Source organism: Citrobacter cronae, assembly GCF_016893685.1.
Taxonomy (GTDB): domain Bacteria; phylum Pseudomonadota; class Gammaproteobacteria; order Enterobacterales; family Enterobacteriaceae; genus Citrobacter; species Citrobacter werkmanii.
The window spans coordinates 1,914,866-1,937,841 of record NZ_CP069763.1; the positions used below are offsets into that span (position 1 = coordinate 1,914,866).

General features: G+C 51.4%; 18 protein-coding genes and 1 pseudogene. 13 read left to right on the forward strand and 6 right to left on the reverse strand.

The window, feature by feature from the left end:
- Positions 1-41: 41 nt before the first annotated feature.
- The gene (locus JSN25_RS08170) at positions 42-224 is read right to left on the reverse strand and encodes a SymE family type I addiction module toxin (protein WP_185656113.1); all 183 of its coding nucleotides are present in this window, start codon (positions 222-224) and stop codon (positions 42-44) included.
- A 745-nt stretch (positions 225-969) separates the two neighbouring features.
- Here JSN25_RS08170 and JSN25_RS08175 point away from each other — a divergent pair.
- The 3 genes from JSN25_RS08175 (at position 970) to pdxY (ending at position 4,664) form a co-directional block, all read left to right on the forward strand.
- Positions 970-2,340, forward strand: coding sequence for a tyrosine phenol-lyase (locus JSN25_RS08175; protein WP_038636869.1), 1,371 nt, complete (start codon positions 970-972; stop codon positions 2,338-2,340).
- Positions 2,341-2,529: 189 nt separating this feature from the next.
- Positions 2,530-3,795 (forward strand): aromatic amino acid transporter, encoded by a 1,266-nt coding sequence (locus JSN25_RS08180; protein WP_038636871.1) that lies wholly within the window; start codon positions 2,530-2,532, stop codon positions 3,793-3,795.
- Positions 3,796-3,806: 11 nt separating this feature from the next.
- Positions 3,807-4,664, forward strand: coding sequence for a pyridoxal kinase PdxY (gene pdxY, locus JSN25_RS08185; RefSeq protein ID WP_204525606.1), 858 nt, complete (start codon positions 3,807-3,809; stop codon positions 4,662-4,664).
- A gap of 423 nt (positions 4,665-5,087) precedes the next feature.
- Here the strand turns inward: pdxY and JSN25_RS08190 are convergent, their stop codons facing one another.
- A complete protein-coding gene (locus tag JSN25_RS08190) occupies positions 5,088-6,641 on the reverse strand; it encodes an L-lactate permease (protein WP_204525607.1) in 1,554 nt (517 codons plus the stop codon).
- A 580-nt stretch (positions 6,642-7,221) separates the two neighbouring features.
- Between JSN25_RS08190 and JSN25_RS08195 the strand changes: the two genes are divergently transcribed.
- From JSN25_RS08195 to JSN25_RS08205, 3 genes are read left to right on the forward strand one after another with little or no spacing between them, the layout of a single operon-like run.
- Positions 7,222-7,941 (forward strand): (Fe-S)-binding protein, encoded by a 720-nt coding sequence (locus JSN25_RS08195; protein ID WP_042312620.1) that lies wholly within the window; start codon positions 7,222-7,224, stop codon positions 7,939-7,941.
- 10 nt (positions 7,942-7,951) lie between these two features.
- Complete coding sequence (locus tag JSN25_RS08200; protein ID WP_038636879.1) at positions 7,952-9,379, forward strand: LutB/LldF family L-lactate oxidation iron-sulfur protein; 1,428 nt, start codon at positions 7,952-7,954, stop codon at positions 9,377-9,379.
- Positions 9,372-10,067: a LutC/YkgG family protein gene (locus JSN25_RS08205; protein WP_087857437.1), complete on the forward strand. Its 696-nt coding sequence runs from the start codon at positions 9,372-9,374 to the stop codon at positions 10,065-10,067. Before JSN25_RS08200 ends, JSN25_RS08205 begins: the two co-directional genes overlap by 8 nt.
- A gap of 48 nt (positions 10,068-10,115) precedes the next feature.
- On the opposite strand, the gene gntP is transcribed toward JSN25_RS08205, so the two are convergent.
- Positions 10,116-11,459, reverse strand: coding sequence for a gluconate permease GntP (gntP, locus tag JSN25_RS08210; RefSeq protein ID WP_038636883.1), 1,344 nt, complete (start codon positions 11,457-11,459; stop codon positions 10,116-10,118).
- Positions 11,460-11,720: 261 nt separating this feature from the next.
- Between gntP and uxuA the strand changes: the two genes are divergently transcribed.
- The 5 genes from uxuA (at position 11,721) to JSN25_RS08235 (ending at position 17,405) form a co-directional block, all read left to right on the forward strand.
- Positions 11,721-12,905 carry a mannonate dehydratase gene (gene uxuA, locus JSN25_RS08215; protein ID WP_085048378.1) on the forward strand — a complete coding sequence of 395 codons (1,185 nt, stop codon included), beginning with the start codon at positions 11,721-11,723 and terminating at the stop codon, positions 12,903-12,905.
- 80 nt (positions 12,906-12,985) lie between these two features.
- On the forward strand, positions 12,986-14,461 hold the full coding sequence (locus JSN25_RS08220; protein WP_204525608.1) for a fructuronate reductase: 1,476 nt from the start codon (positions 12,986-12,988) through the stop codon (positions 14,459-14,461).
- Between the two features lie 133 nt (positions 14,462-14,594).
- Positions 14,595-15,368, forward strand: a complete 774-nt coding sequence (gene uxuR / locus JSN25_RS08225) for a Uxu operon transcriptional regulator (protein WP_038636895.1) — start codon at positions 14,595-14,597, stop codon at positions 15,366-15,368.
- Positions 15,369-15,996: 628 nt separating this feature from the next.
- The gene (locus JSN25_RS08230; protein WP_370602398.1) at positions 15,997-16,209 is read left to right on the forward strand and encodes a hypothetical protein; all 213 of its coding nucleotides are present in this window, start codon (positions 15,997-15,999) and stop codon (positions 16,207-16,209) included.
- Between the two features lie 188 nt (positions 16,210-16,397).
- Positions 16,398-17,405: a porin gene (locus JSN25_RS08235; protein WP_069324131.1), complete on the forward strand. Its 1,008-nt coding sequence runs from the start codon at positions 16,398-16,400 to the stop codon at positions 17,403-17,405.
- 327 nt (positions 17,406-17,732) lie between these two features.
- Here the strand turns inward: JSN25_RS08235 and JSN25_RS08240 are convergent.
- The 3 genes and pseudogenes from JSN25_RS08240 to JSN25_RS08250 all read right to left on the reverse strand — a co-directional run.
- A pseudogene (locus JSN25_RS08240) lies at positions 17,733-17,888 on the reverse strand (MFS transporter); the annotation flags it as partial.
- Positions 17,884-19,164, reverse strand: a complete 1,281-nt coding sequence (locus JSN25_RS08245; RefSeq protein WP_085048375.1) for a DUF445 domain-containing protein — start codon at positions 19,162-19,164, stop codon at positions 17,884-17,886. The pseudogene JSN25_RS08240 and the gene JSN25_RS08245, both read right to left, overlap by 5 nt.
- A 75-nt stretch (positions 19,165-19,239) precedes the next feature.
- The gene (locus tag JSN25_RS08250) at positions 19,240-20,166 is read right to left on the reverse strand and encodes a LysR family transcriptional regulator (protein ID WP_087857436.1); all 927 of its coding nucleotides are present in this window, start codon (positions 20,164-20,166) and stop codon (positions 19,240-19,242) included.
- A 219-nt stretch (positions 20,167-20,385) separates the two neighbouring features.
- Between JSN25_RS08250 and JSN25_RS08255 the strand changes: the two genes are divergently transcribed.
- On the forward strand, positions 20,386-21,618 hold the full coding sequence (locus tag JSN25_RS08255) for a dicarboxylate/amino acid:cation symporter (protein WP_038636908.1): 1,233 nt from the start codon (positions 20,386-20,388) through the stop codon (positions 21,616-21,618).
- A gap of 31 nt (positions 21,619-21,649) precedes the next feature.
- The gene (metC, locus tag JSN25_RS08260) at positions 21,650-22,840 is read left to right on the forward strand and encodes a cystathionine beta-lyase (protein WP_087857435.1); all 1,191 of its coding nucleotides are present in this window, start codon (positions 21,650-21,652) and stop codon (positions 22,838-22,840) included.
- The last annotated feature ends 136 nt before the right edge of the window (positions 22,841-22,976 follow it).

Below are 22,976 nucleotides of genomic sequence, written 5' to 3' on the forward strand. Positions count from 1 at the left end.
TAATAAAGGCGCCCGCAGGCGCCTCAAGGACAATCACACGCTCACCCCTTTGACGCTTTCCCCGCAATCACTCCGATAAACTCCAGTACCTGCTTTTGCTTGCGCACGGAGAGTTTTTCCACGGCGCGCAGGGATTTCATCAGTTCTGACTCTTCGGGTTCGGCGGTGCGTGCGGCATGCACTTCTGGATCAAATGAAACTGCAATACTATGCGTATCAGTCATGGTGACTATTCCCTTTAATAGTGACTGCGCATCGCGCTAATCAAACCCCTGTGAATTCCCCCTGTATCTTGGGTGAAGTCCAGATGTAAATAAGATGAAATAAGCGCGAATAGCACGCTTTTGGAATAAATAGAAAACGCCTTCATCCCAATAAATCCGGTATTATTCAGCGTATAAATTCATTATCTTCCACGCGCCTGAATATCCCCGCGCTCCAGAAAACAACGCCTGTTGCTATCTGGTCAAAAATGCGATCTAACTCACTGAAGCAAATAGCAAACTCTGAAACAACACCAATTTGTACACTTTGCTTTACACTTTTAGTGATGTGTATCACAAATAGTAACCCGCGAAGTGATCCGACTCTCACAAAATGGGGTGTACTCATTCACCAATACAAAATGAGAACAGCCTGGAAAGTTAAGTTTTCAGTATTTCCGGTCGCAGGTAACGCTCAACAGCGAACGACAAAACAACACGCAAAAAAAAACTTGTTGAATATGAATAGGTAAAAAAATGACGTGTGATTTGCATCACTCACATTTACAGATTTTTGAATTATTGCCAGTGATTAATGTTGCTCGAGCTATTTCCATAATCAATTAAATCTTGCATAGTGCCTCCACATTATTTCTCCCCCTGGCTCAGGAGGCGAATAGTTATATTTCATCAGACTTTATTGATGAACCAGGTATGCTTTACTTCACATTAATACGTACATGACCACTGTTACTGGAGAAACAAAATGAATTATCCGGCAGAACCCTTCCGTATTAAAAGCGTTGAAACTGTATCTATGATCCCGCGTGATGAACGCCTTAAGAAAATGCAGGAAGCGGGTTACAATACTTTCCTGTTAAATTCGAAAGATATTTATATTGACCTGCTGACCGACAGTGGCACCAACGCAATGAGCGACAAGCAGTGGGCCGGAATGATGATGGGTGATGAAGCGTACGCGGGCAGCGAAAACTTCTATCATCTGGAAAGAACGGTTCAGGAACTGTTTGGCTTTAAACATATTGTTCCGACTCACCAGGGCCGCGGCGCTGAAAACCTGTTATCGCAGCTGGCTATTAAACCTGGGCAATATGTTGCCGGGAATATGTATTTCACCACTACCCGTTATCACCAGGAAAAAAATGGCGCGGTGTTTGTCGATATCGTTCGTGACGAAGCGCACGATGCCGGTCTGAATATTGCATTTAAAGGTGATATCGATCTTAAAAAATTACAAAAGCTGATTGATGAAAAAGGCGCCGAGAATATTGCCTATATCTGCCTGGCGGTGACGGTTAACCTCGCGGGCGGGCAGCCGGTATCGATGGCAAACATGCGTGCGGTACGTGAACTGACAAAAGCACACGGCATTAAAGTGTTCTACGACGCCACCCGCTGCGTAGAAAACGCCTACTTTATCAAAGAGCAAGAGCAGGGCTTTGAGAACAAGAGCATCGCAGAGATCGTGCATGAGATGTTCAGCTACGCCGACGGTTGTACCATGAGTGGTAAAAAAGACTGTCTGGTAAACATCGGCGGCTTCCTGTGCATGAATGATGACGAAATGTTCTCTGCTGCCAAAGAGTTAGTCGTAGTGTACGAAGGGATGCCATCCTACGGCGGCCTGGCCGGACGCGACATGGAAGCCATGGCGATTGGTCTGCGCGAAGCCATGCAGTATGAGTACATTGAGCACCGCGTGAAGCAGGTGCGCTACCTGGGCGACAAGCTGAAAGCTGCTGGCGTACCGATTGTTGAACCGGTGGGCGGTCATGCGGTATTCCTCGATGCGCGCCGCTTCTGCGAGCATCTGACGCAGGACGAGTTCCCGGCGCAAAGCCTGGCTGCCAGCATCTATGTAGAAACTGGTGTACGTAGTATGGAGCGCGGAATTATCTCTGCGGGTCGTAATAACGTCACCGGCGAACACCACAGACCGAAACTGGAAACTGTGCGTCTGACGATTCCACGTCGCGTTTATACCTACGCGCATATGGATGTGGTGGCCGACGGTATTATTAAACTTTACCAGCACAAAGAAGATATTCGCGGGCTGAAGTTTATATACGAGCCGAAGCAGTTGCGTTTCTTTACCGCACGCTTTGATTATATCTAAATAATCATTATGGCCCCATCTGGCGATGGGGCTTTTTTGTCTTCTTTTTCCATGAACAGGAAGCCTTTGCGGTGTCCGTTACCGTGACAGAACTATAAAAAGTAAACCCTGACTCCGACATTTTTATTATCCGCATGATGTACAAATGACAGCTGTAATTATAACGAATAGTCTACAGGAACATTTATCATGGATATTAATGCCATTGAGCGACAGAGTAGTACCCCCGGACTGATTAGCGGAACCATGTTGGTTATCGCGACCGTAGTGGGTGGCGGAATGTTTTCCCTGCCGATTGCGATGGCCGGCGTATGGTTCCCCGGTGCGTCGGTTATTCTTCTCTTTATTGCCATCATGATGTTATTAACCGGCCTGATGCTGGTTGAAGTTAACCTGCATTATGGCGCTGGTGCCAGTTTTAATACCTTTACCCAGGATTTATTAGGCCGTAAGTGGAATATCGTGGTGGGTATCGCTTTCGGCTTTGTGCTGTATATTCTGACCTATGCCTATATCTCCGGTTCATCGGCGGTGATGGCGCAAACCGTATTCAAATACAGCGGCGTGCGTTTTCCGGCAAATATCTCGGTGATTATCGTCAGTATGCTGGTTGGGGCAATTGCCTGGTACAGTTCATTGCTGGTTGGACGCATCACTACCGTGCTAATTATCGGTAAATTTGTGGCGTTCTTTGCCACCTTCTCCGGACTGGTGGGCCATATCGAAGTGGCAAAACTCGTCGACAGCGTGGCGGTGGCGCTGCCCAATTCGCAGTATCTGCCGTATATCCTGATGACGCTGCCGTTCTGCATTATCTCGTTTGGTTTTCACGGTAACGTGCCGAGCCTGGTCAAGCTGTATGGCACGAGCGGAATTTCGAATATTACGCGCTCTATTATCATCGGCACGCTGTTTGCCCTGTTGCTGTATATCTTCTGGTTAGCCGTTACGATGGGCAACATTAGCCGTTCCTCGTTCCCGCCAATTATCGCCAAAGGCGGCAATATCGACGTGTTTGTCGAGGCCATCAGCGGGCTGTTCACCAGCCGTTATATGGATCTGATCCTGACCTTCTTCGGCAACTTCGCGGTAGCCAGTTCCCTGCTGGCGGCGACGCTTGGCCTGTTTGATTACATCGCCGATCTGTTTCATTTCCCGGATGACGGCATGGGCCGCCTGAAAACCGCGCTGGTGACTTACTTCCCACCAGCCGCCGTGTGCTTCTTCTTCCCGAACGGTTTTGTGCACGCGATTGGTTACGCCGGTCTGGCCTTTACCATCTGGAGCGTGATCCTGCCGCCGTTCCTGGTGAAAGCGGCGCGGAAACGTTTTCCGACCGCCAGCTATACCGCGCCGTGTAATAACACCGTGCTCAATCTGGTGATTGTCTGTGGGGCGATTGTTTATCTGACGGTTGTTCTGGACGTATTTGGTCTGCTGCCAACGTTTCGTTAGACGGAGTCAAAATGAAAAACGTGTTGTCTGTTCAGTCGTCAGTCGTTTATGGCTATGCCGGAAATAAAGCCGCCGTGTTGCCGATGCAGCTTTCGGGGATCGATGTATGGCCGTTTTACACCGTGCAGTTTTCCAACCACACCCAGTACGGGATGTGGCAGGGCATGGCGATGCCGCACGGCGAGTTGAGCGCCATCATCAGCGGGCTGGATGACCTGCAAAAGCTGGCGCAATGTGATGCCGTATTGTCAGGGTATCTTGGAGATAAACGCCATTGCGAAGAGGTCAAGCACGCGGTCACCACCATTCGCCAGCGTAATCCGCAGGCGCTCTATTTTTGCGATCCAGTAATGGGCGACCCGCAAAAAGGCTGCATTGTCGCGCAGGGCGTGGAGTCCTATTTTGTCGATGACGCCATTCAACTGGCCGACATAATGGGGCCGAATCTCTATGAGCTGGGCGTGTTGACGGGCAGACTACTGCGTAGTTTTGACGAGGTGGTGGAAGCGGCGCAGCAGTTGGTGGCATGGGGAGTGAAGAAGGTACTGGTGAAGCATCTCGGCGACTGCTCGCGTGACAAACAGGCGTTTGAAATGCTGCTGGTGACGGCGGAACAGACGTTACACATCGCCCGGCCGCTGTATAGCTTTGCCAAAATGCCGGTGGGCGTTGGGGATCTGATTTGCAGCGTGATGCTGGCCTCACTGCTCAATGGTTATGATGACAAGCTGGCGCTGGAGCGGACCACCAGTGTTGTTGACGCGGTGATGCGACTAACGAAAGAGCGCGACTCGTATGAACTGCGGCTGATAGACGCGCGTCACCAGATAATGGAGCCGCAGATTCGCTATCAGGCAACGGTACTGTAGCGTCCCAAGGAGGCTCTATGTTTCTGACATTGCTACGATTTCAGCATCCGCTGGTCTACCGTTTTGCGTGGCTTCGTCTGTGGGTCAGGGTGTTAAGAGCGTGCGGGCTGCGCAAGTGAAAGGGGGCCAGTTGCCGGATGCGGCGCTTGCGCCTTATCCGGCCGACAAATGAGCGTGAAACGCAGACATTACACGCGGAAGTAGCGTGGTGGGATCAACGCAGAAAAGGCGTCGAACTTCTTCACCATCTTTTTCCAGAACAACATAACAACAACCCTCGATTTGAAACATCGGCGCTATTTTAGTCAGCGCCGACAAATCGTAAAGCCTGTCACCTCGTTCCGATCCCAGGGCGGTGTAAACCTTTATGGTCACCGCGTCGTCAAATACGATTGCCGCGAATTTGGCGGGGTTGACAACGGGTTACGCCATAAACCAGTAATAAAAGAGACCGACTTTCAGGCCGAGGATCACAATGTAGGCGCAGCAGTATTTCATGGTGCCAGACATTATCTGGTTGGCCTGGCCGTCCATTTTGGTGGCTGAAACTGCGATGGCGATGCTCTGCGGCGAAATCATTTTTCCGCCCGTTGCGCCGGAGGTATTGGCCGCCGCCAGCCAGTTGGGATCGATATGCAGCTTACTGGCGGCAATAGTTTGCAGCTTACCGAACAGAATGTTCGAGTTGGTATCGCTGCCGGTCACAAATGTGCCCAGCGCGCCAATCACCGGGGCGAGGAAGACGTATGAGCTGCCGGTCAAATCAACAATCGACTGGGCCAGCGTGGAGATAATCCCACTGAGATCCATCACCGTGGCCAGCGCGACGATCGCCATAATCGCCACAATGGAATTTTTAAGCTGGAAAATAGTTTTGATAAACACTTCCAGCATCCCACGTGCCGAAGCCCCCTGAATAAAACCGCCGATAATGGTCGCAAAGATGATCAGCATCCCCGGCGTGGTCACCCATTCCACTTTCAGCGCCAGGGTTTTGCCGTCGGCTAGCGTAAAATACAGTACCGAGGCCAGTTGGGACGCCGCGGCTTTTATCGTCGGGAACAGCGGTGAACACAGCAGGATAAAGACAAAAATAAACAGATAGATAGAGCCCACGCGGAACAACACTTTTGCCGAGCGCGGCGTGGTTTCGCGGGTATGGCTGACCTCAATGCGCCATTCGGGATCGGTTTTTCCTTTGCGCAGGCGGCTGACTATCGCGACGGCAAACAGGCTGACCAGGCTCCCGGCAAAGGCAGGCAATTCCGCGCCAAGATGGATAGCAACAAAATATTGCGGAACCAGCGTGGTGATGCCGCACATCAGCGTGATCAGAAATACGCCGCGAATGGCTTTCAGGCCGCCGCCAATTATGCAGACAATGACAAACGGCAGCAGGATATTAAACAGCGCCAGTTGCAGAATAATAGTTCCGCCTAAGGTATAAACCGGCAGATTAACCTGTTCCGCCAGAATAGAAACCGGGATCCCGACCGCGCCGAATGCGGTGGGAACGGTATTTGCAACCAGAGAGGCGATCGCCGCCTTCAGCGGGTTGAATCCGAGCGCAATAAGAATGCCGATTGGAATGGCGACCGCCGTACCATAACCCGCCGCAGCTTCAAGGAATCCGCCAAAGCACCATGAAATCAGCAGCACCTGAATACGCTTATCTTCGCTAATGCTGGCGAGAATATCGCGCAGAATATCCAGCGCTTTGGTCGCCTGCATGACGTTATAACTGAAGATAGCGCCGAGGATCACTATCACGATCGGCCATAATCCCTTCAGTGCGCCATAGCCTATTGCGGCTTTCAGATTCTGTACGGGCATTTCCCAGAATAGTGCTGATAACGCGGCGGTGAAAACTAAAGAGATTAGCACGGAATAATGGATGGCCATTTTTAGTTTTAATATTAAAAATACCATCAGTAGTAACGGAGAGAGTGCCAGGGCAAACATAAAATATTCGTTCATTGCTATTCCCGATTGGTTTATTAAACCTGATTTATATTTATGGCGGGGAGGCTACATTGCTGGATTAATAAAAGCTGTAAACTGAATCGCTTCAGTGGATAAAGTAATTATGATTTGTGGTTTTGTAACTATTGTAATCTTTTAATTAAAATTTAATGTCGAGTAAATATACTTAAGAGTAAGCGAAATACCTATAAGTAGTTATTTAACAACATGTTTGATAATGGTAGTGACGAGAATAGTTATCTCCTGAAACTATTCTTAAGCTGTTAATAATGCTGTGGTTTTAAATATAAAAATGTGAGCGATGCCGAAATAAATAAACCTGGGTATTGCATGTCCGAGTCGATTAGGGGATTATTTTGTTTTGTCATACAAATGAAAATACAGACATTTGCGATTGTCCTGATATAAGAAACGGAGAATCGCCATCAAAGGAAAACGATCTGAGCATCATTATGAACCCAGGCATTAGTAAAACGAGCAAACCGAAAAACTGGGTGTGAATCACGATTGAACCTTTGCTTGATATAGCAATATCAAGCGCAATAAACAGAAATGAAGCAATGGAGTGGTTATTGTGAATGTAAATTTCTTTGTTACCTGCATTGGTGACGCACTGAAATCACGGATGGCACGAGACTCCGTATTGCTGCTGGAAAAACTGGGTTGTCGCGTGAATTTCCCCGAGAAGCAAGGGTGTTGCGGTCAGCCAGCCATCAACAGCGGTTACATCAAAGAAGCGATCCCCGGGATGAAAAACCTGATCGCTGCGCTGGAAGACAACGACGATCCGATTATCTCTCCGGCAGGCTCCTGCACCTATGCGGTAAAAAGCTACCCGACCTATCTTGCCGATGAACCTGAGTGGGCGATCCGTGCTGAGAACGTTGCCGCGCGTATGCAGGATCTCACTTCCTTTATCGTCAACAAACTGGGCGTGGTGGATGTCGGCGCCAGTCTGCATGGCCGCGCCGTATATCACCCCTCCTGTAGCCTGACCCGCAAGCTGGGTGTGAAGGAAGAGCCGCTCACACTGCTGAAAAACGTGCGCGGACTGGAGCTGCTGACGTTTGCCGATCAGGACACCTGCTGCGGCTTTGGCGGAACATTCTCGGTCAAAATGGCTGAAATATCCGGCGAGATGGTGAAAGAGAAAGTTTTCCATCTGATGGATGCGAAGCCGGAATACTTGATTGGCGCAGATGTCAGCTGCCTGCTGAACATTGGCGGTCGACTGCAACGGGAAGGTCAGCCGGTCAAAGTGATGCATATTGCTGAAGTGCTGATGAGCCGCTGAGGGGAAAGAAATGTCGATAAAAACCAGCGATGTAGAATTTAAACTGCGCATTCGTCAGCAGATTGAAGACCCGATCATGCGCAAAGCCGTGGCTAATGCGCAGGAGCGTATCGGCGCGAATCGACAGAAAATGGTCGAGGAGTTAGGCCACTGGGAAGACTGGCGCGATCGTGCCAGCCAGATCCGCGATCACGTTCTGAGCAATCTCGACGCTTACCTTTATCAACTCTCCGAGAAAGTGACGCAAAACGGCGGGCACGTCTATTTCGCCAAAACCAAAGAAGAGGCTACCCGCTACATTCTGCAGGTCGCACAGAATAAAAATGCGAAGAAGGTGGTGAAGTCCAAGTCGATGGTGACCGAAGAGATCGGCGTCAATCATGTGCTGCAGGATGCCGGAATTCAGGTGATCGAAACCGATCTCGGCGAATACATCCTGCAATTGGATCAGGATCCGCCTTCGCACGTCGTGGTCCCGGCCATTCATAAAGATCGTTATCAGATCCGCCGTGTGCTGAACGAACGTCTGGGCTACGACGGCCCGGAAACGCCGGAAGCCATGACCTTATTCATTCGCCAGAAGATCCGCGAAGATTTCCTGAGTGCCGAAATCGGCATTACCGGCTGCAACTTTGCCGTGGCGGAAACTGGCTCGGTGTGTCTGGTGACCAACGAAGGCAACGCGCGCATGTGCACCACGCTGCCGAAAACGCACATTGCGGTGATGGGTATGGAGCGTATCGCACCGACGTTTGCCGATGTGGATGTACTGATCACTATGCTGGCGCGCAGCGCCGTGGGCGCACGTCTGACGGGCTACAACACATGGCTGACCGGCCCGCGTGAGGCGGATAACGTTGACGGACCGGAAGAATTTCATCTGGTGATTGTCGATAACGGGCGCTCGCAGGTGCTGGGCTCAGCGTTTCGTGATGTGCTGCGCTGCATCCGCTGCGGAGCCTGTATGAACACCTGTCCGGCGTATCGTCATATCGGCGGGCATGGCTATGGCTCCATCTATCCAGGTCCCATCGGCGCAGTGATCTCTCCGCTGCTCGGCGGCTATAAAGATTTTAAAGACCTGCCATATGCCTGTTCACTGTGCACGGCCTGTGACAGCGTCTGTCCGGTGCGGATCCCGCTGTCAAAACTGATCCTGCGGCATCGCCGGGTGATGGCCGAGGAGGGCATTACCCCGAAAGCCGAGCGACGGGCGATCAAAATGTTCGCTTATGCTAACAGCCATCCAGGGCTGTGGAAGGTCGGCATGATGGCCGGGGCCCACGCGGCGAGCTGGTTTATCAATGGCGGTAAAACACCGCTTAAGGTTGGCGCTATTGGAGACTGGATGGAGGCGCGCGATCTGCCTGATGCTGACGGCGAGAGTTTCCGCAGTTGGTTTAAGAAACATCAGGCGCAGGAGAAAAAAAATGGATAACCGTACCGCATTTTTAAACACCGTCGCCCAGGCGTTGGGTCGCCCGCTGCGTTTCGAACCGCACGCGGATGCCGCGCCGGTTAACAACTATGCCAACGAGCGCCTGACCGAACTGAGCCCCGGGCAGCGCTGCGAGGCGTTTATCCAGTTTGCCAGCGAGGTGATGCTGGCCCGCTGCGAACTGACCCGCGAGGATCAGGCCGCAGACGCGGCGCTCCGCCTGTGTGAGGAACTGGGGCCACAACCGGTGGTACTGAGCGGCGACAGTCGGCTGGTGGAACTGGGCATTACCGAACGCTTACAGCAGGCATGCAACGCTGTGGTCTGGGACCCGGCGCGCGGTAGCGAAAATATTACTCAGGCCGAGCAGGCGAAAGTCGGCGTGGTCTATGCCGAGTATGGCCTGACCGAGTCCGGCGGTGTGGTGCTGTTTTCCGCGCCGGAGCGCGGGCGTTCCCTGAGCCTGTTGCCGGAGTCGTCGATTTTCGTGCTGCGTAAAAGCACCATCCTGCCGCGCGTAGCGCAGCTGGCGGAAAAACTGCATCAGAAAGCGCAGGCCGGTGAGCGGATGCCGTCGTGCATTAACATTATCAGTGGACCCAGTTCGACGGCGGATATTGAGCTTATCAAGGTGGTTGGGGTGCATGGCCCGGTGAAGGCAGTGTATCTGATTATTGAGGATTGCTAAGACAGGATGGAAAACCGCTCTGGCGCTACTGCCAGAGCGGGACAGACTTTATGCAATCATGCTGATGATCAACACGATTATCAAACCCACCACGGAGTTTACCAGTTCCAGCAGACCCCAGGTTTTCAGCGTATCCTTCACCGACAGGTCAAAGTAGCCTTTGAACAGCCAGAACGAGGCATCGTTGATGTGGGTCAGGGTGTTGGAGCCTGCCGCCGTTGCCAGCACCAGTAACGCCGGATCGACGCCCACCAGTTGACCGGTTGCCGGGTCGAGGATGGCTGCGCTGATAATTCCCGCCGCCGTCATGGCTGAGACCACGCCCTGACCGGTTGCCAGACGAATTAATACGGTTATCAACCACGCCATGATGTACGGGGAAATATTGCCGTGCGACATCAACATACCGATGGTATCGCCAATGCCGGTGTCGATGATGGTCTGCTTCAGTACGCCGCCCGCGCCGATGATCAGGATCACCATCGCGATACTTTTCACCGCGTTTTCAAAGGCGTTCATGACCCATTGCATATCATGACCACGCGCGGTACCAAACAGCACGAAGGCAACAATCATGGCGATGAACATTGCAATCGGTGAAGAGCCGAGGAAGTTGACCACTTCCCATGCTTGTGTCCCTTTTACCAGCCAGATGTTGGCGATGGTGGTGGAGATCATGATGATCGCCGGGATCAGCGGCACCAGAATAGACACGCCGAATGACGGCAGATTGTTCTGGTCAACCGGGACGTCGGCTTTCATGAATGACGGCGTCGGACGATCGAGGTTGCCGAGGAATTTTGGCAGGATAAGTCCGGCGCAGATTACGCTCGGAATGGTTACCAGAATACCGTAGATGTAGACCATGCCCATGTCAGCGCCGTAGGCATTAACCAGCGCCACCGGGCCAGGCTGCGGCGGGAACAGGGAGTGCGCGGTGGTGGCGGCGGCAACGGCGGGGATCGCCAGCTTGAGGAACGGGATCTTCGCTTCCGCAGCAATAACGATCACCAGCGGCGCCAGCATAATAAACGCTACTTCATAGAACATCGCCAGGCCGAAGATCAGACCAATAATGATCACCGACAACTGCACATAGCGCAGGCCGAGGCGCGCCAGGAGCGTATGGGCAATCTGATGCGCCGCCCCGGAATCAACCATCAGCTTACCGATGACCGCCCCGAATACCACGATAATCGCCAGCTCTCCCAGCGTGCTGCCGAAACCGGATTTCATGGTGTGCAGCAGCTCCATTAAATCCATACCCGCCAGCATGCCGACTGAGAGCGCCGCCAGCAGCAGGGCGACCATCGAGTTTATTTTGAATCTTAGATTAAGTACCAGCATCAGACCGATGCCGAATACGACCCACAGAATATTGAGAACGTGCATAAAACGTCTACCTTCTTTTGGTTGAACCATTATGATTTTGGTTGAGATGTTACATATATTGGTTAACCATTGATGCGATAGATGTCACATTGCGTTACATGTTTACATGTTCACCGTGTATTTTTGCGCCGCACATAGGATCAAAACGACCTTCATTGTGATTTGGTTAACCAATTTCGCTATTGAGGTTGACATGTAATACCAAAAGGAGGAATTTATGCGCCATATCGTCGAGTCCATAATGTAAACGAGGAACAAAACATGGAACAGACATGGCGCTGGTATGGCCCTAACGATCCGGTCACCTTAGCGGATGTGCGTCAGGCGGGTGCCACGGGCGTTGTCACCGCTTTGCACCATATCCCGAACGGGGAAGTGTGGACGGTTGATGAGATCCTAAAGCGCAAAGCGATTATTGAGCAGGCGGGCCTGGTCTGGTCGGTCGTCGAAAGCGTGCCGATCCACGAAGACATTAAAACCCGTTCTGGCAACTATCAGCAGTGGATCGCCAATTATCAGCAGAGCCTGCGTAACCTGGCCCAGTGCGGCATTCGTACCGTGTGCTATAACTTTATGCCGGTTCTCGACTGGACCCGTACCGATCTGGAATACGTCCTGCCGGACGGCTCCAAAGCGTTGCGTTTTGACCAGATTGAATTTGCCGCCTTTGAGCTGCATATCCTCAAACGTCCGGGCGCGGAAGCAGACTACACCGCCGAAGAGATTGCTCAGGCCAGTGAACGCTTCGCAACCATGAGCGATGAAGACAAAGCGCGTTTGACCCGCAATATCATCGCCGGTCTGCCGGGCGCGGAAGAAGGCTATACCCTCGATCAGTTCCGTCAGCATCTTGAGCGTTACAAAGATATCGATAAAGCCGCGCTGCGCGAGAATTTTGCCGTCTTCCTGAAAGCGATCATTCCGGTGGCAGAAGAAGCTGGTGTGCGTATGGCGGTACACCCGGACGATCCGCCGCGCCCGATCCTCGGCCTGCCGCGTATTGTTTCCACCGTGGAAGATATGCAGTGGATGGTGGATACGGTCAGCAGCATGGCGAACGGTTTTACCATGTGCACCGGCTCCTACGGCGTTCGGGCGGACAACGACCTGGTTGACATGATCAAACAGTTTGGTCCGCGCATTTACTTCACCCATCTGCGCTCCACGCTGCGTGAAGATAACCCGAAAACCTTCCATGAAGCGGCGCATCTTAACGGCGATGTTGACATGTACGAAGTGGTGAAAGCGATCGTCGAAGAAGAGCAACGTCGTAAAGCTGAGGGCAAAGAGGATCTGATCCCCATGCGACCGGATCACGGTCATCAGATGCTTGACGATCTGAAAAAGAAAACCAACCCCGGTTACTCCGCGATTGGTCGCCTGAAAGGGCTGGCGGAAGTGCGTGGTGTTGAAATGGCTATCCAGCGCGCTTTCTTCAGCCGTTAAAGCAGATTTGCCGGTCACCTGTCTGGCCGGCTTTTCCCTTTTCTCTTCCGTTGGTATTCCAACGGCTTCTGGAGTTCACGATGACAACGACAATTGCCAGTAGCAACCTGCCGGTTGCGCGTCCGGCGTGGGACAGTTCTCGCCTGCAATCCCGTATTGTTCACCTGGGATGCGGTGCTTTTCACCGCGCGCATCAGGCGCTGTACACCCACCATCTCTTAGAAACCACCGACAGCGACTGGGGTATCTGTGAAGTTAACCTGATGCCGGGTAACGACTGCGTACTGATTGAAAATCTGCGCAAGCAGCAACTGCTGTATACCGTGGCGGAAAAGGGCGCGGACAACACCGTGCTGAAAGTGATTGGCTCGATGAAAGAAGCGCTGCACCCGGATCTTGACGATTGCGACGGTATTTTACAGGCCATGGCGCGCCCGCAGACGGCGATTGTCTCGCTGACGGTCACGGAAAAAGGGTACTGCACCGACGCTGCCAGCGGCCAGTTAGATCTCAATAACCCACTGATTAAGCACGATCTGGCGAACCCGACCGCGCCGAAATCGGCGATTGGGTACATCGTACAGGCGTTGCATCTGCGTCGCGAGCAGGGGCTGGCGGCCTTTACCGTGATGTCCTGCGATAACGTGCGTGAAAATGGTCATGTGGCGAAAGTCGCGGTGCTGGGCCTGGCGCAGGCGCGCGACCCGCAGTTAGCGGAGTGGATTGCAGCTAACGCCACCTTCCCATGCACCATGGTAGACCGCATTGTTCCGGCAGCGACGCCAGAAACGTTGCAGGAAATTGCCGACCAGTTGGGCGTTTACGATCCATGTGCTATCGCCTGTGAGCCGTTCCGTCAGTGGGTGATTGAAGACAACTTCGTCAACGGTCGCCCGGACTGGGATAAAGTCGGCGCGCAGTTCGTTGCCGATGTGGTGCCGTTTGAAATGATGAAATTGCGCATGCTTAACGGCAGTCACTCTTTCCTCGCGTATCTGGGCTATCTTGGCGGGTATGAAACTATCGCCGATACCATGACCAATCCCGCGTATCGCAAAGCGGCGTTTGCGCTGATGATGCAGGAACAGGCGCCGACGCTGGCGATGCCGGAAGGCACCGATCTCAACGCCTATGCGACGCTGCTGATCGAACGTTTTAGCAACCCGTCTCTGCGCCACCGCACCTGGCAGATTGCGATGGATGGCAGCCAGAAACTGCCGCAGCGCCTGCTGGATCCGGTGCGTCTGCACCTGCAAAACGGCAGCGACTGGCGTCACCTGGCGCTTGGCGTCGCGGGCTGGATGCGTTATACCCACGGCGTGGATGAGCAGGGGCAGGCCATTGATGTTGTTGATCCAATGCTGGCTGAATTCCAGCGTATTAACCAACAGTATCAGGGGGCTGAACGTGTGACGGCGCTGCTGGGGCTGAGCGGGATTTTTGGCCATGATTTAGCGGAAAACGCCGACTTTGTTGAGACGGTTATCGCCATGTATCAACAACTGTGCGAGCTGGGCGCGCGTGAGTGTGTTGCCGCGCTAAGCGCTGACGCTTAATTCCCCGAACTATGACGGGTCAATCAAAATACTGATTTGGTTGACCCGTTTTCTGTTTTTGACTTGCCGCAAATGCTATAGTTCGATACCTATTCACCGTATCTGATTACACGCTTCTGACGGACATAACACGATGAAATCGAACACTTCTCAACAAAGACCCTACCAGGAAGTGGGTGCCATGATCCGCGATCTGATTGTCCAGACGCCGTACCAGCCCGGTGAGCGTTTGCCGCCGGAGCGTGAAATTGCTGAGATGCTTAATGTCACTCGTACGGTGGTGCGCGAAGCATTAATCATGCTGGAAATTAAAGGACTGGTGGACGTGCGTCGCGGCGCCGGAATCTACGTGCTCGACAATGCGGATGCGCAGAGTATCGACAGTACGGATGTAAATCACTGCAACGATGCCGGTCCGTTTGAACTGCTGCAGGCGCGCCAGTTGCTGGAAAGCAACATCGCTGAATTTGCCGCGCTGCAGGCCACTCGCGAAGACATCGTCAAAATGCGTCAGGCGTTGCAACTGGAAGAGCGTGAGCTGGCCTCCAGCGAACCGAATGGATCAGAAAGCGGTGACATGCAGTTTCATCTGGCGATTGCGGAAGCCACGCATAACAGCATGCTGGTGGAGTTATTTCGCCAGTCATGGCAGTGGCGTGAGAACAACCCGATGTGGATCCAGCTTCATAGCCACCTCGATGATACTCATTACCGTAAAGAGTGGATGGTCGACCACAAGCAGATCCTGGCGGCGTTAATTAAAAAGGACGCCCGCGCCGCCAAACTGGCAATGTGGCAGCATCTGGAAAACGTCAAACAACGGCTGTTGGAATTTTCAAATGTCGATGATATCGACTTTGATGGCTATCTGTTCGAGTCCTGGCCGCTGGATAAAGTTAACGCCTGATTTTGCTTCTTCAGCCACACGGACAGCTTCGGTCCGTGTGGTACTTTCCCTCGTGATTATTCCCCTTTTATCGTGCTGAATTGGACATAAAAAATTTTGTCTGGCGCCTCAGCCGGGATTTTTTCGCCGTCTTTACACGACGTAAATTGATTTATATCAATTAAAAACAACTTAATTTTGCATGCGAAAAAATGGGTTATTTACCTTATTTTTACCTTTTCGTGCTTATTTTTAGACAAAACAGGTCAGCATTAAGTGAGAATCAAAGTGATTCCGGCAGTGGTTTGGGTAGAACCGCTTTGCATAACAGTACATAAAAACAAGCAGTTCGCATAAAAGTAGACATTAATAACGGTATGTAACTTATTGGCTGTAATGATGTTTTGATTGAGTGTAATAATTCGTGTCAATGCTTCATGCGTTTTTAATCAAATGAATAAAAATGAATATATGTAAAGTTAAAATTACACATTATTCTATAAACAAGTTATCTTTCACTTGAAATATCGTTCCATTTTACCTCGCTTTATTAACAGTTTTATTACGATTGTGAATGCTTTTTACCGTTGACATGTTTTTACACTGACTGCATATTTCATCGCCATAAGCGTCTTATTGCGTTCAGGAGATGATGACGATGCCTTCTCGAGATTATCCCGATATCCGAAAAGCCAGGGGTACCCGATCTAAAGATATGGTTCTTTTAAGTGCCCGTGTTGATAATTCTCTGTGGGAATATGTCCGAACGCTGGCATTTGAAACGCGAAAAAGTAAACAAGATATTATCGCTGAGGCGTTAATGCTACATCGCTCTATTAACCAGGGCGAGAATCAAGAGTAAACCTGGCTGACCTTATTCCGGATTTTGAATGAAATCTGAGTAGTGAATTATTTATTGCCACTTCATTATTGCCTTTATTGGTGTGTTTTTGATTTCTCCCCTTGGTATTCAGGGGGCTTTTTTATGAGGACTTTCTGCCTTCATAACAAAGTTGATAGCAAAATTCACAATTAAAAGTGAGTAAAAATATGAAAAAGTCAGCAGTGGTATTAGCAGTGATGGCATTAGGCATCACTTCCGCTCATGCAGCGGAAATTTATAATAAAGATGGCAACAAACTTGATTTGTACGGCAAAGTAAAAGCGGTCCACTCCTGGACTGACGGCACCGATGCTGACGGCACCTACGCACGTCTGGGTTTTCGCGGTGAGACTCAAATCAACGATCAACTGACTGGCTATGGTCAGTTTGAAAGTCAGTTTGATGCCGCTAAAGCAGAAGGTTCTCAGAATGGTGTTAATACACGTCTGGCGTTTGCTGGTCTGGATTATGGCCATGACGTTAGCTTTGACTACGGTCGTAACTACGGTATCGCTTACGACGTGGGAGCTTACACTGACACTCTTTCAGAGTTCGGCGGTGACTCCTATGAAAATACTGACCGCTTCCTTACTACACGCACTTCTGGCGTTGCAACACTCCGCACCAAAAATCTGTTTGGTGCCGTTGATGGCCTGAGCCTTGGCGCGCAATATCAGGGTCAGGATGATACCGATAAGGATCCAACGAAACAGCATGGCAATGGCTACGGCTTCTCCCTGGGCTACGATAATATCGCCGATTCCGGCGTGTCTGCGATTGCGGCCTACACCACCAGTTCTGTGACTGCTCAGCAGAAACAGAATGGTTGGGATGGCGAAAACGCAGAGTTCTGGGGTGCTGGCCTGAAGTATGATGCTAACGCCATCTACGTAGCGACGATGTATGGTGAGTCCCACAACCTGATTCAGGATGCGGACAAAGCTGAGCACTTTGAAGCGATGGCTGCGTATGTGTTTGATTTTGGTCTGCGTCCGAACGTGGCTTATGTCCATACGCGTGACAACAATAATAATGACCTGACCGAATATGTGGCGCTGGGTACGGACTACTACTTCAACAAAAATATGGTTGCTGATGTAGGTTATAAAATTAACCTGCTTGATGGCGCTGACGGCGACAACCAGGTTGTTGCGGGTCTGACCTATCAGTTCTAATTTGTTGTGATAATATGTAAAAGGCGTCTTTTGTAAGACGCCTTTTTTACATCTGCCTGCTTTTAATGGATCAAATTAAACCGATCAGGATTATTAATACGAGTGATTTTTTTAAACCAGAATATATGTGTTTTTGAAGATGGTGTTGATGTTGAATTAACATGTCCATTTTTACGCATTTTAAAGTGAGTTTATAAATTTCCTGATGAGTATTTTGTTGGTTATTTATACATTTATTAAATGTTGACATTAAATAACGGACTGATGTGAATAAACCTAACGGTGAATTTATACCCTTTTAGGGTTGGCGAATCGCTGTTTATATAATTACGTGAGGATGATAATCGCAGCAAAAAACAACGCAACGGCACCACGCAGCGTGGCGCTAATGATGGCCTGAGCGCCGCTTCCCTGCAGATTAATATTGCGCGGCACGCTAAGTTGACGGGCGAGCGGCATCACCAGCAAGGTGGTCCCCTTAAAGATTCGCCAGCGTCAGCAGGGAAGGAATTTGCGACAGCAGATATAACAGCAGCCCAATAGAACCGCCGACCAGCGTGCCGTTGACGCGAATAAACTGCAAATCTTTGCCAATGTTTAGCTCAATTTGCTGTGACATATCGCGCGCATCCCAGCTTTTCACCGTGTCGCTAATGTGGCGCGTCAGGAAGGTGGCAAACTCCGGCGCAACCTTATGCGCGGCCTGCTCCAGATGCCCATTCAATGAAGCGCGCAGGGCGCTGTCGGCAACCAGCGTTTCGCCGAACCACTGCCCGGCATTGGCAATGCGCTGCTTCACGCGAGAATCATCGGCGTTGATATCGGTTTTCAGCCACTGACGCAGGTCTGCCCACAGCTCGCCGAGATAACGGTTGAAGGCTTCGTCTTCTTTCAGATAGCTTTTGAGGCTTTCCGCTCGCACGGCCATTTCCGGATCGTGTTTGAGCTTATCGATGAGCTTAAACGTCGCGCGATCGAAGGCGTGGCGGATCTGATGGGCGCGATCGTGGCTGATGTCATCCAGCAAAGAGTTTACGGCGTCAGAAACCAGTTCGGCGCTGTGCTCGCCCAGCCATTCTGTCGGCAGGATCTTCGCTTTCAGCGGATGTTCGGTCTCCAGCCAGTGCACGATCTGCCGGGCGATAAATGCCCGCGAGCTATCGCGTTGTAACAGAGAGATCAGTTGGGCGATCAGCGTGTCGAGCAGCACCTGATGGCGATTGTTTTTGGTCATGCTTTCCAGCATCAATGCGCTGGTTTCAGAGAGATCAACTTTATCGATGGCCTTGTGCACTGCCCGCTTGATCAGCCGCTGAATGCGGGCGTCGTCGGTCAGTTCGAGAAAACCGCTCATAATTTGCAGCAGGTGCTGGCCGATACGCCGGGCGTTTTCCGGCTGGCTGAACCAGTTCCCGATCAACAGCGCCGGTTCATGGCGGCGGATCAGCGTGACCAGGGACTGAGTGTCGAGAAATTTTTCCTGCACAAACTGACCGAGATTTTCCCCGATCCGATCCTTATTGCGTGGGATAATCGCCGTATGTTGCGAGATAAAAGGGATCGGCACCCGGCGAAAAAGCGCCACCACGGCAAACCAGTCCGCCAGTGCGCCGACCATCGCCGCTTCAGCGATCGCTTTGATTCCGAGCACCCAGAAGTTAGGCGGCAGAAACAGCGTGATAACGAAAGTGGCGGCGGCAATCAGCAGCAATGAGAGCGCCAGTCGTTTGGCGCGTTTGAGTTCAGCAATTTTATTCATAGGCTTAAGAATAGAGCCAGACGACAGGATCGTGCAAAAAATGTGGTGCGGCCCTCGTTTTTAGGCGACCAGATCTTACTCCGGGATCCAGTTGTCCCAGGCAGGTAAGGGACCGAGTTCCGCTACCAGAAAATCGATAAACGATCGTACCTTGGGGTTGCTGTACTTACTGGGAAAATAAAGCGCATACAGAGCATGAGTTTCACAGGTAATCGTGCCGTCGAGCATCAACGGTGTTATTTCTTCTTTTTGAATATGATCGCCAATCAGGTAGGTCGGCAAGTACGCCACGCCCTGATCTTCCAGTACCGACTTCAGTAATACCAGGCTGCTATTAGCCTGGATCGGCATATGCAGTTTGAGCTGATGCAGACGATCATGTTCATCAGCCACTTTCAGCACTGGCGTGAGACCCGGATACACCAGGCAATCATGGTTGACCAGATCGCTGCGGCGCTGGGGCATGCCTTTTTTGGCAAGGTAGCCTGGTGAGGCGCAGTACGCCCAGCGGACAGGCACCAGCTTGCGCATGGCATAGTTCTGCGGCGGCGCGGTAGAAATGCGCAGAGCGATGTCGAAATCCGTTTCGTTCAGATTCACGAAGTTATCGTTGAGATCGATATATAAATTCACATCCGGGAACTGAGCGCGATATTTATCCACCAGGTTCACCAGTCGGGAATAACCAAACGCAATTGAGCAGGTTATACGTAATTCACCCTGTGGACTGTGGTAATAACCGGAAGTGGTATTCAGCGTTTCATCGAATTCTTTCAAAAGCTTATTAGCGCGGTTGAAGAGATATTGCCCGGCGTCGGTCAGGGTAATACTGCGGGTGGTGCGTTTAATTAACGTCGTCCCCAGCGTGTCTTCCATCGCGGCCAGGCTTTTACTGACCGCAGACGGCGAGACATTGAGCTGCGTCGCGGCTTCCGACAGCCCCCCGCAATCGACGATTTTCGTAAAAAATTCCAGATGCTTGAGTGAAATCGGCGTACTCATAGTTTCCTTTAATTCACAAGTGATTTGCAAAAACGGTACGAATAGGCCGTTACATTCGGCTTTTAAACATGCAACTATTGAATCACAGGAAACAACTTACTGGCAAAATGAAAAAATAACAACTTAGGTGAGTTACGTCACAAAATAACAGGAGGCGCAACGGCAACTCATCACATTGTGAATTTAATCTCATTAATTATTATTCTAAAGGTACCGATTATGTGGTCACGACTCGAACCCTACAGATCGTCGATTATTTTATTAGTTGCTCTGGTGATTGGCGGCTTATTAGGTATTTATGCCCCATCGTTGGCAGGTAAACTCCAGCCAATAGGTCAGATATTCTTAAACCTGTTATTTATGATTATTGTGCCGCTGGTGGGGATCAGCGTTATGTCTTCGATCGCCAGTATGACCGACCTGAAAAGGCTGGGACGCATTATGGCGATTATCTTTATTGTTTCGATCGCGATGGCCTTTATTCCGGCGGCCGGGATCGTCGCGCTGGCGCTCTGGTATAACCCGGCGCAGGGCGTCACTATCGATCTCTCGCAGTCCGTGCAGGCGGGCAGCGGCAAGATGGATTTTGTGAGCATGATTACCACCAGCGACTTTATTGGACTGTTTTCTAAGTCCAATATCCTGGCGCTGATCGTGATGGCGATCATTGCGGGTGTGGCGATTGGCCAATCGGATCAGGCTGGGAAACGCATTGCCTCACTGCTGGAAGATGCCAACACGGTGATCATGAAGATCGTCTCAATCATCATGAAGGTTGCGCCGATTGGTCTGGGCTGCTACTTCGCCGCCACCATGGCCAGCCAGGACTCTGCTCTGCTGCTAACCTTTGCCCGCGCCATTGGCCTGTTTATGGTTGCTACGCTGGTCTACTTTGTTTTTGGCTCTATTCTCTATTCGTACATTGGCGGCGGTATTCCGGCGGTGAAAGCCTTTTGGCGTAACGCGATTGAACCCTCTGCAACCGCGCTGGGGACCTGTTCTTCGCTGGGTACGCTCCCGGTGACGCTGCGCGCCGGTAAAGCGATGGGGATCAACCCGGAAATCGTTGATGTCTCCATTCCGCTGCTGGTGAACCTGAATAAAGGCGGCGTGGCGATGATAGCCGCACTGAAAATTGTCTTTATCTATTCCGTGCTGGGTATGGAGTTCACCACCGAAACCTTCTTCCTGACGATGCTGATTGCGGTGCTCTCCGCCATTATCGTCGGCGGCGTACCCGGTGGGGCGTTCCTTGGCGAGATCTTTATCGTCACCACGTTGGGTCTGCCGATGGAAGCGATCCCGATGCTGGTGGTACTGGGCACCATTACCGATGCGCCAGCTACATTGATTAACGTCATCCATGATTTGAACGCGGCACAGATTGTCGAACGGTTCGCTGGAAAAAAGCAGACCAACACTGAAATAAACTCTACTGCTGCGGTGGTATAGGTTTTCACACGGATTAAGAACAGGAGAAGTTATGAAAGACGCTATGAAGCTTGAAACGCATCTGGTCGTTGCTGGTCGCGACAAACGCTATACCCAGGGAGCGGTGAATCCGGTGATCCAACGCGCCTCTTCGCTGGTGTTCGATACCGTGAAGGATAAGAAATTTGCCACCGCCAACCGTGCTAACGGCGAACTGTTTTACGGTCGTCGCGGAACCTATACGCATTTTGCCTTCCAGAAAGCCATGAGTGAGCTGGAAGGCGGTGTCGGCTGCGCGCTGTATCCGTGTGGAGCAGCAGCGGTGACCAATGCGATTCTGGCATTCGTCCAAAGCGGCGATCATATTTTGATGACGGGCGCAGCCTACGAGCCAACTCAGGATTTTTGCAATAAGATCCTGAGTAAATTTAACGTGGAAACAACGTATTACGATCCGTTGATTGGGGCTGGGATCGTTGATCTTCTGCGTCCGGAAACGAAGGTGGTGTTCCTCGAATCACCAAGTTCTATCACGATGGAAGTCCAGGATGTACCCGGAATGGTGAAGGCTATCCGCGCGGTGAATCCGGAGATTGTCATTATGATCGACAATACCTGGGCGGCGGGTGTTCTCTTCAAAGCACTGGATTTCGGGGTGGATATTTCCATTCAGGCAGGAACCAAGTACACCATAGGCCATTCGGATGGCATGCTGGGAACGGCGGTGTCTAACGCCCGCTGCTGGGACCGTTTGCGAGAGAACTCCTATCTGATGGGGCAAACGCTGGATGCCGACACAGCCTACAACGGTAGCCGCGGATTACGTACGCTGGCGGTACGTCTGAAGCAGCATCAGGAGAGCAGTATTCACATTGCTCGCTGGCTGTCGGCAAGGCCGGAAGTGTCGCGGGTGAATCATCCTGCATTAGCGGAATGTCCGGGACACGAGTATTTTCAACGTGACTTTGCCGGAAGCTCAGGCCTGTTCTCGTTTGTGCTGAAAAAGAGACTGACCGACGAGCAGATGGCGAATTTCCTCGATAATTTCTCGCTGTTCCATATGGCCTATTCTTGGGGCGGTTTTGAGTCACTCATTCTGGCGAATCAACCGGAAGAGCTGAACAGCATTCGCCCGGCCGGAGAGGTTGATTTCAGCGGCACGCTGGTCAGGGTGCATATTGGTCTGGAAGATGTTGACGATCTGATTGCCGATCTGGAAGCGGGGTTTGCGCGCATCGCGTGAGGTGACAGACTCGCTGCCGGATGGCGTTGATCCTTATCCGGCCTACGTAAGCCAGTAGGCCGGATAAAACGCCTGCATGACATACGCGGTGACGTTATATTTACAATCAAATTAACTCATAATCAGTCATTTTAGA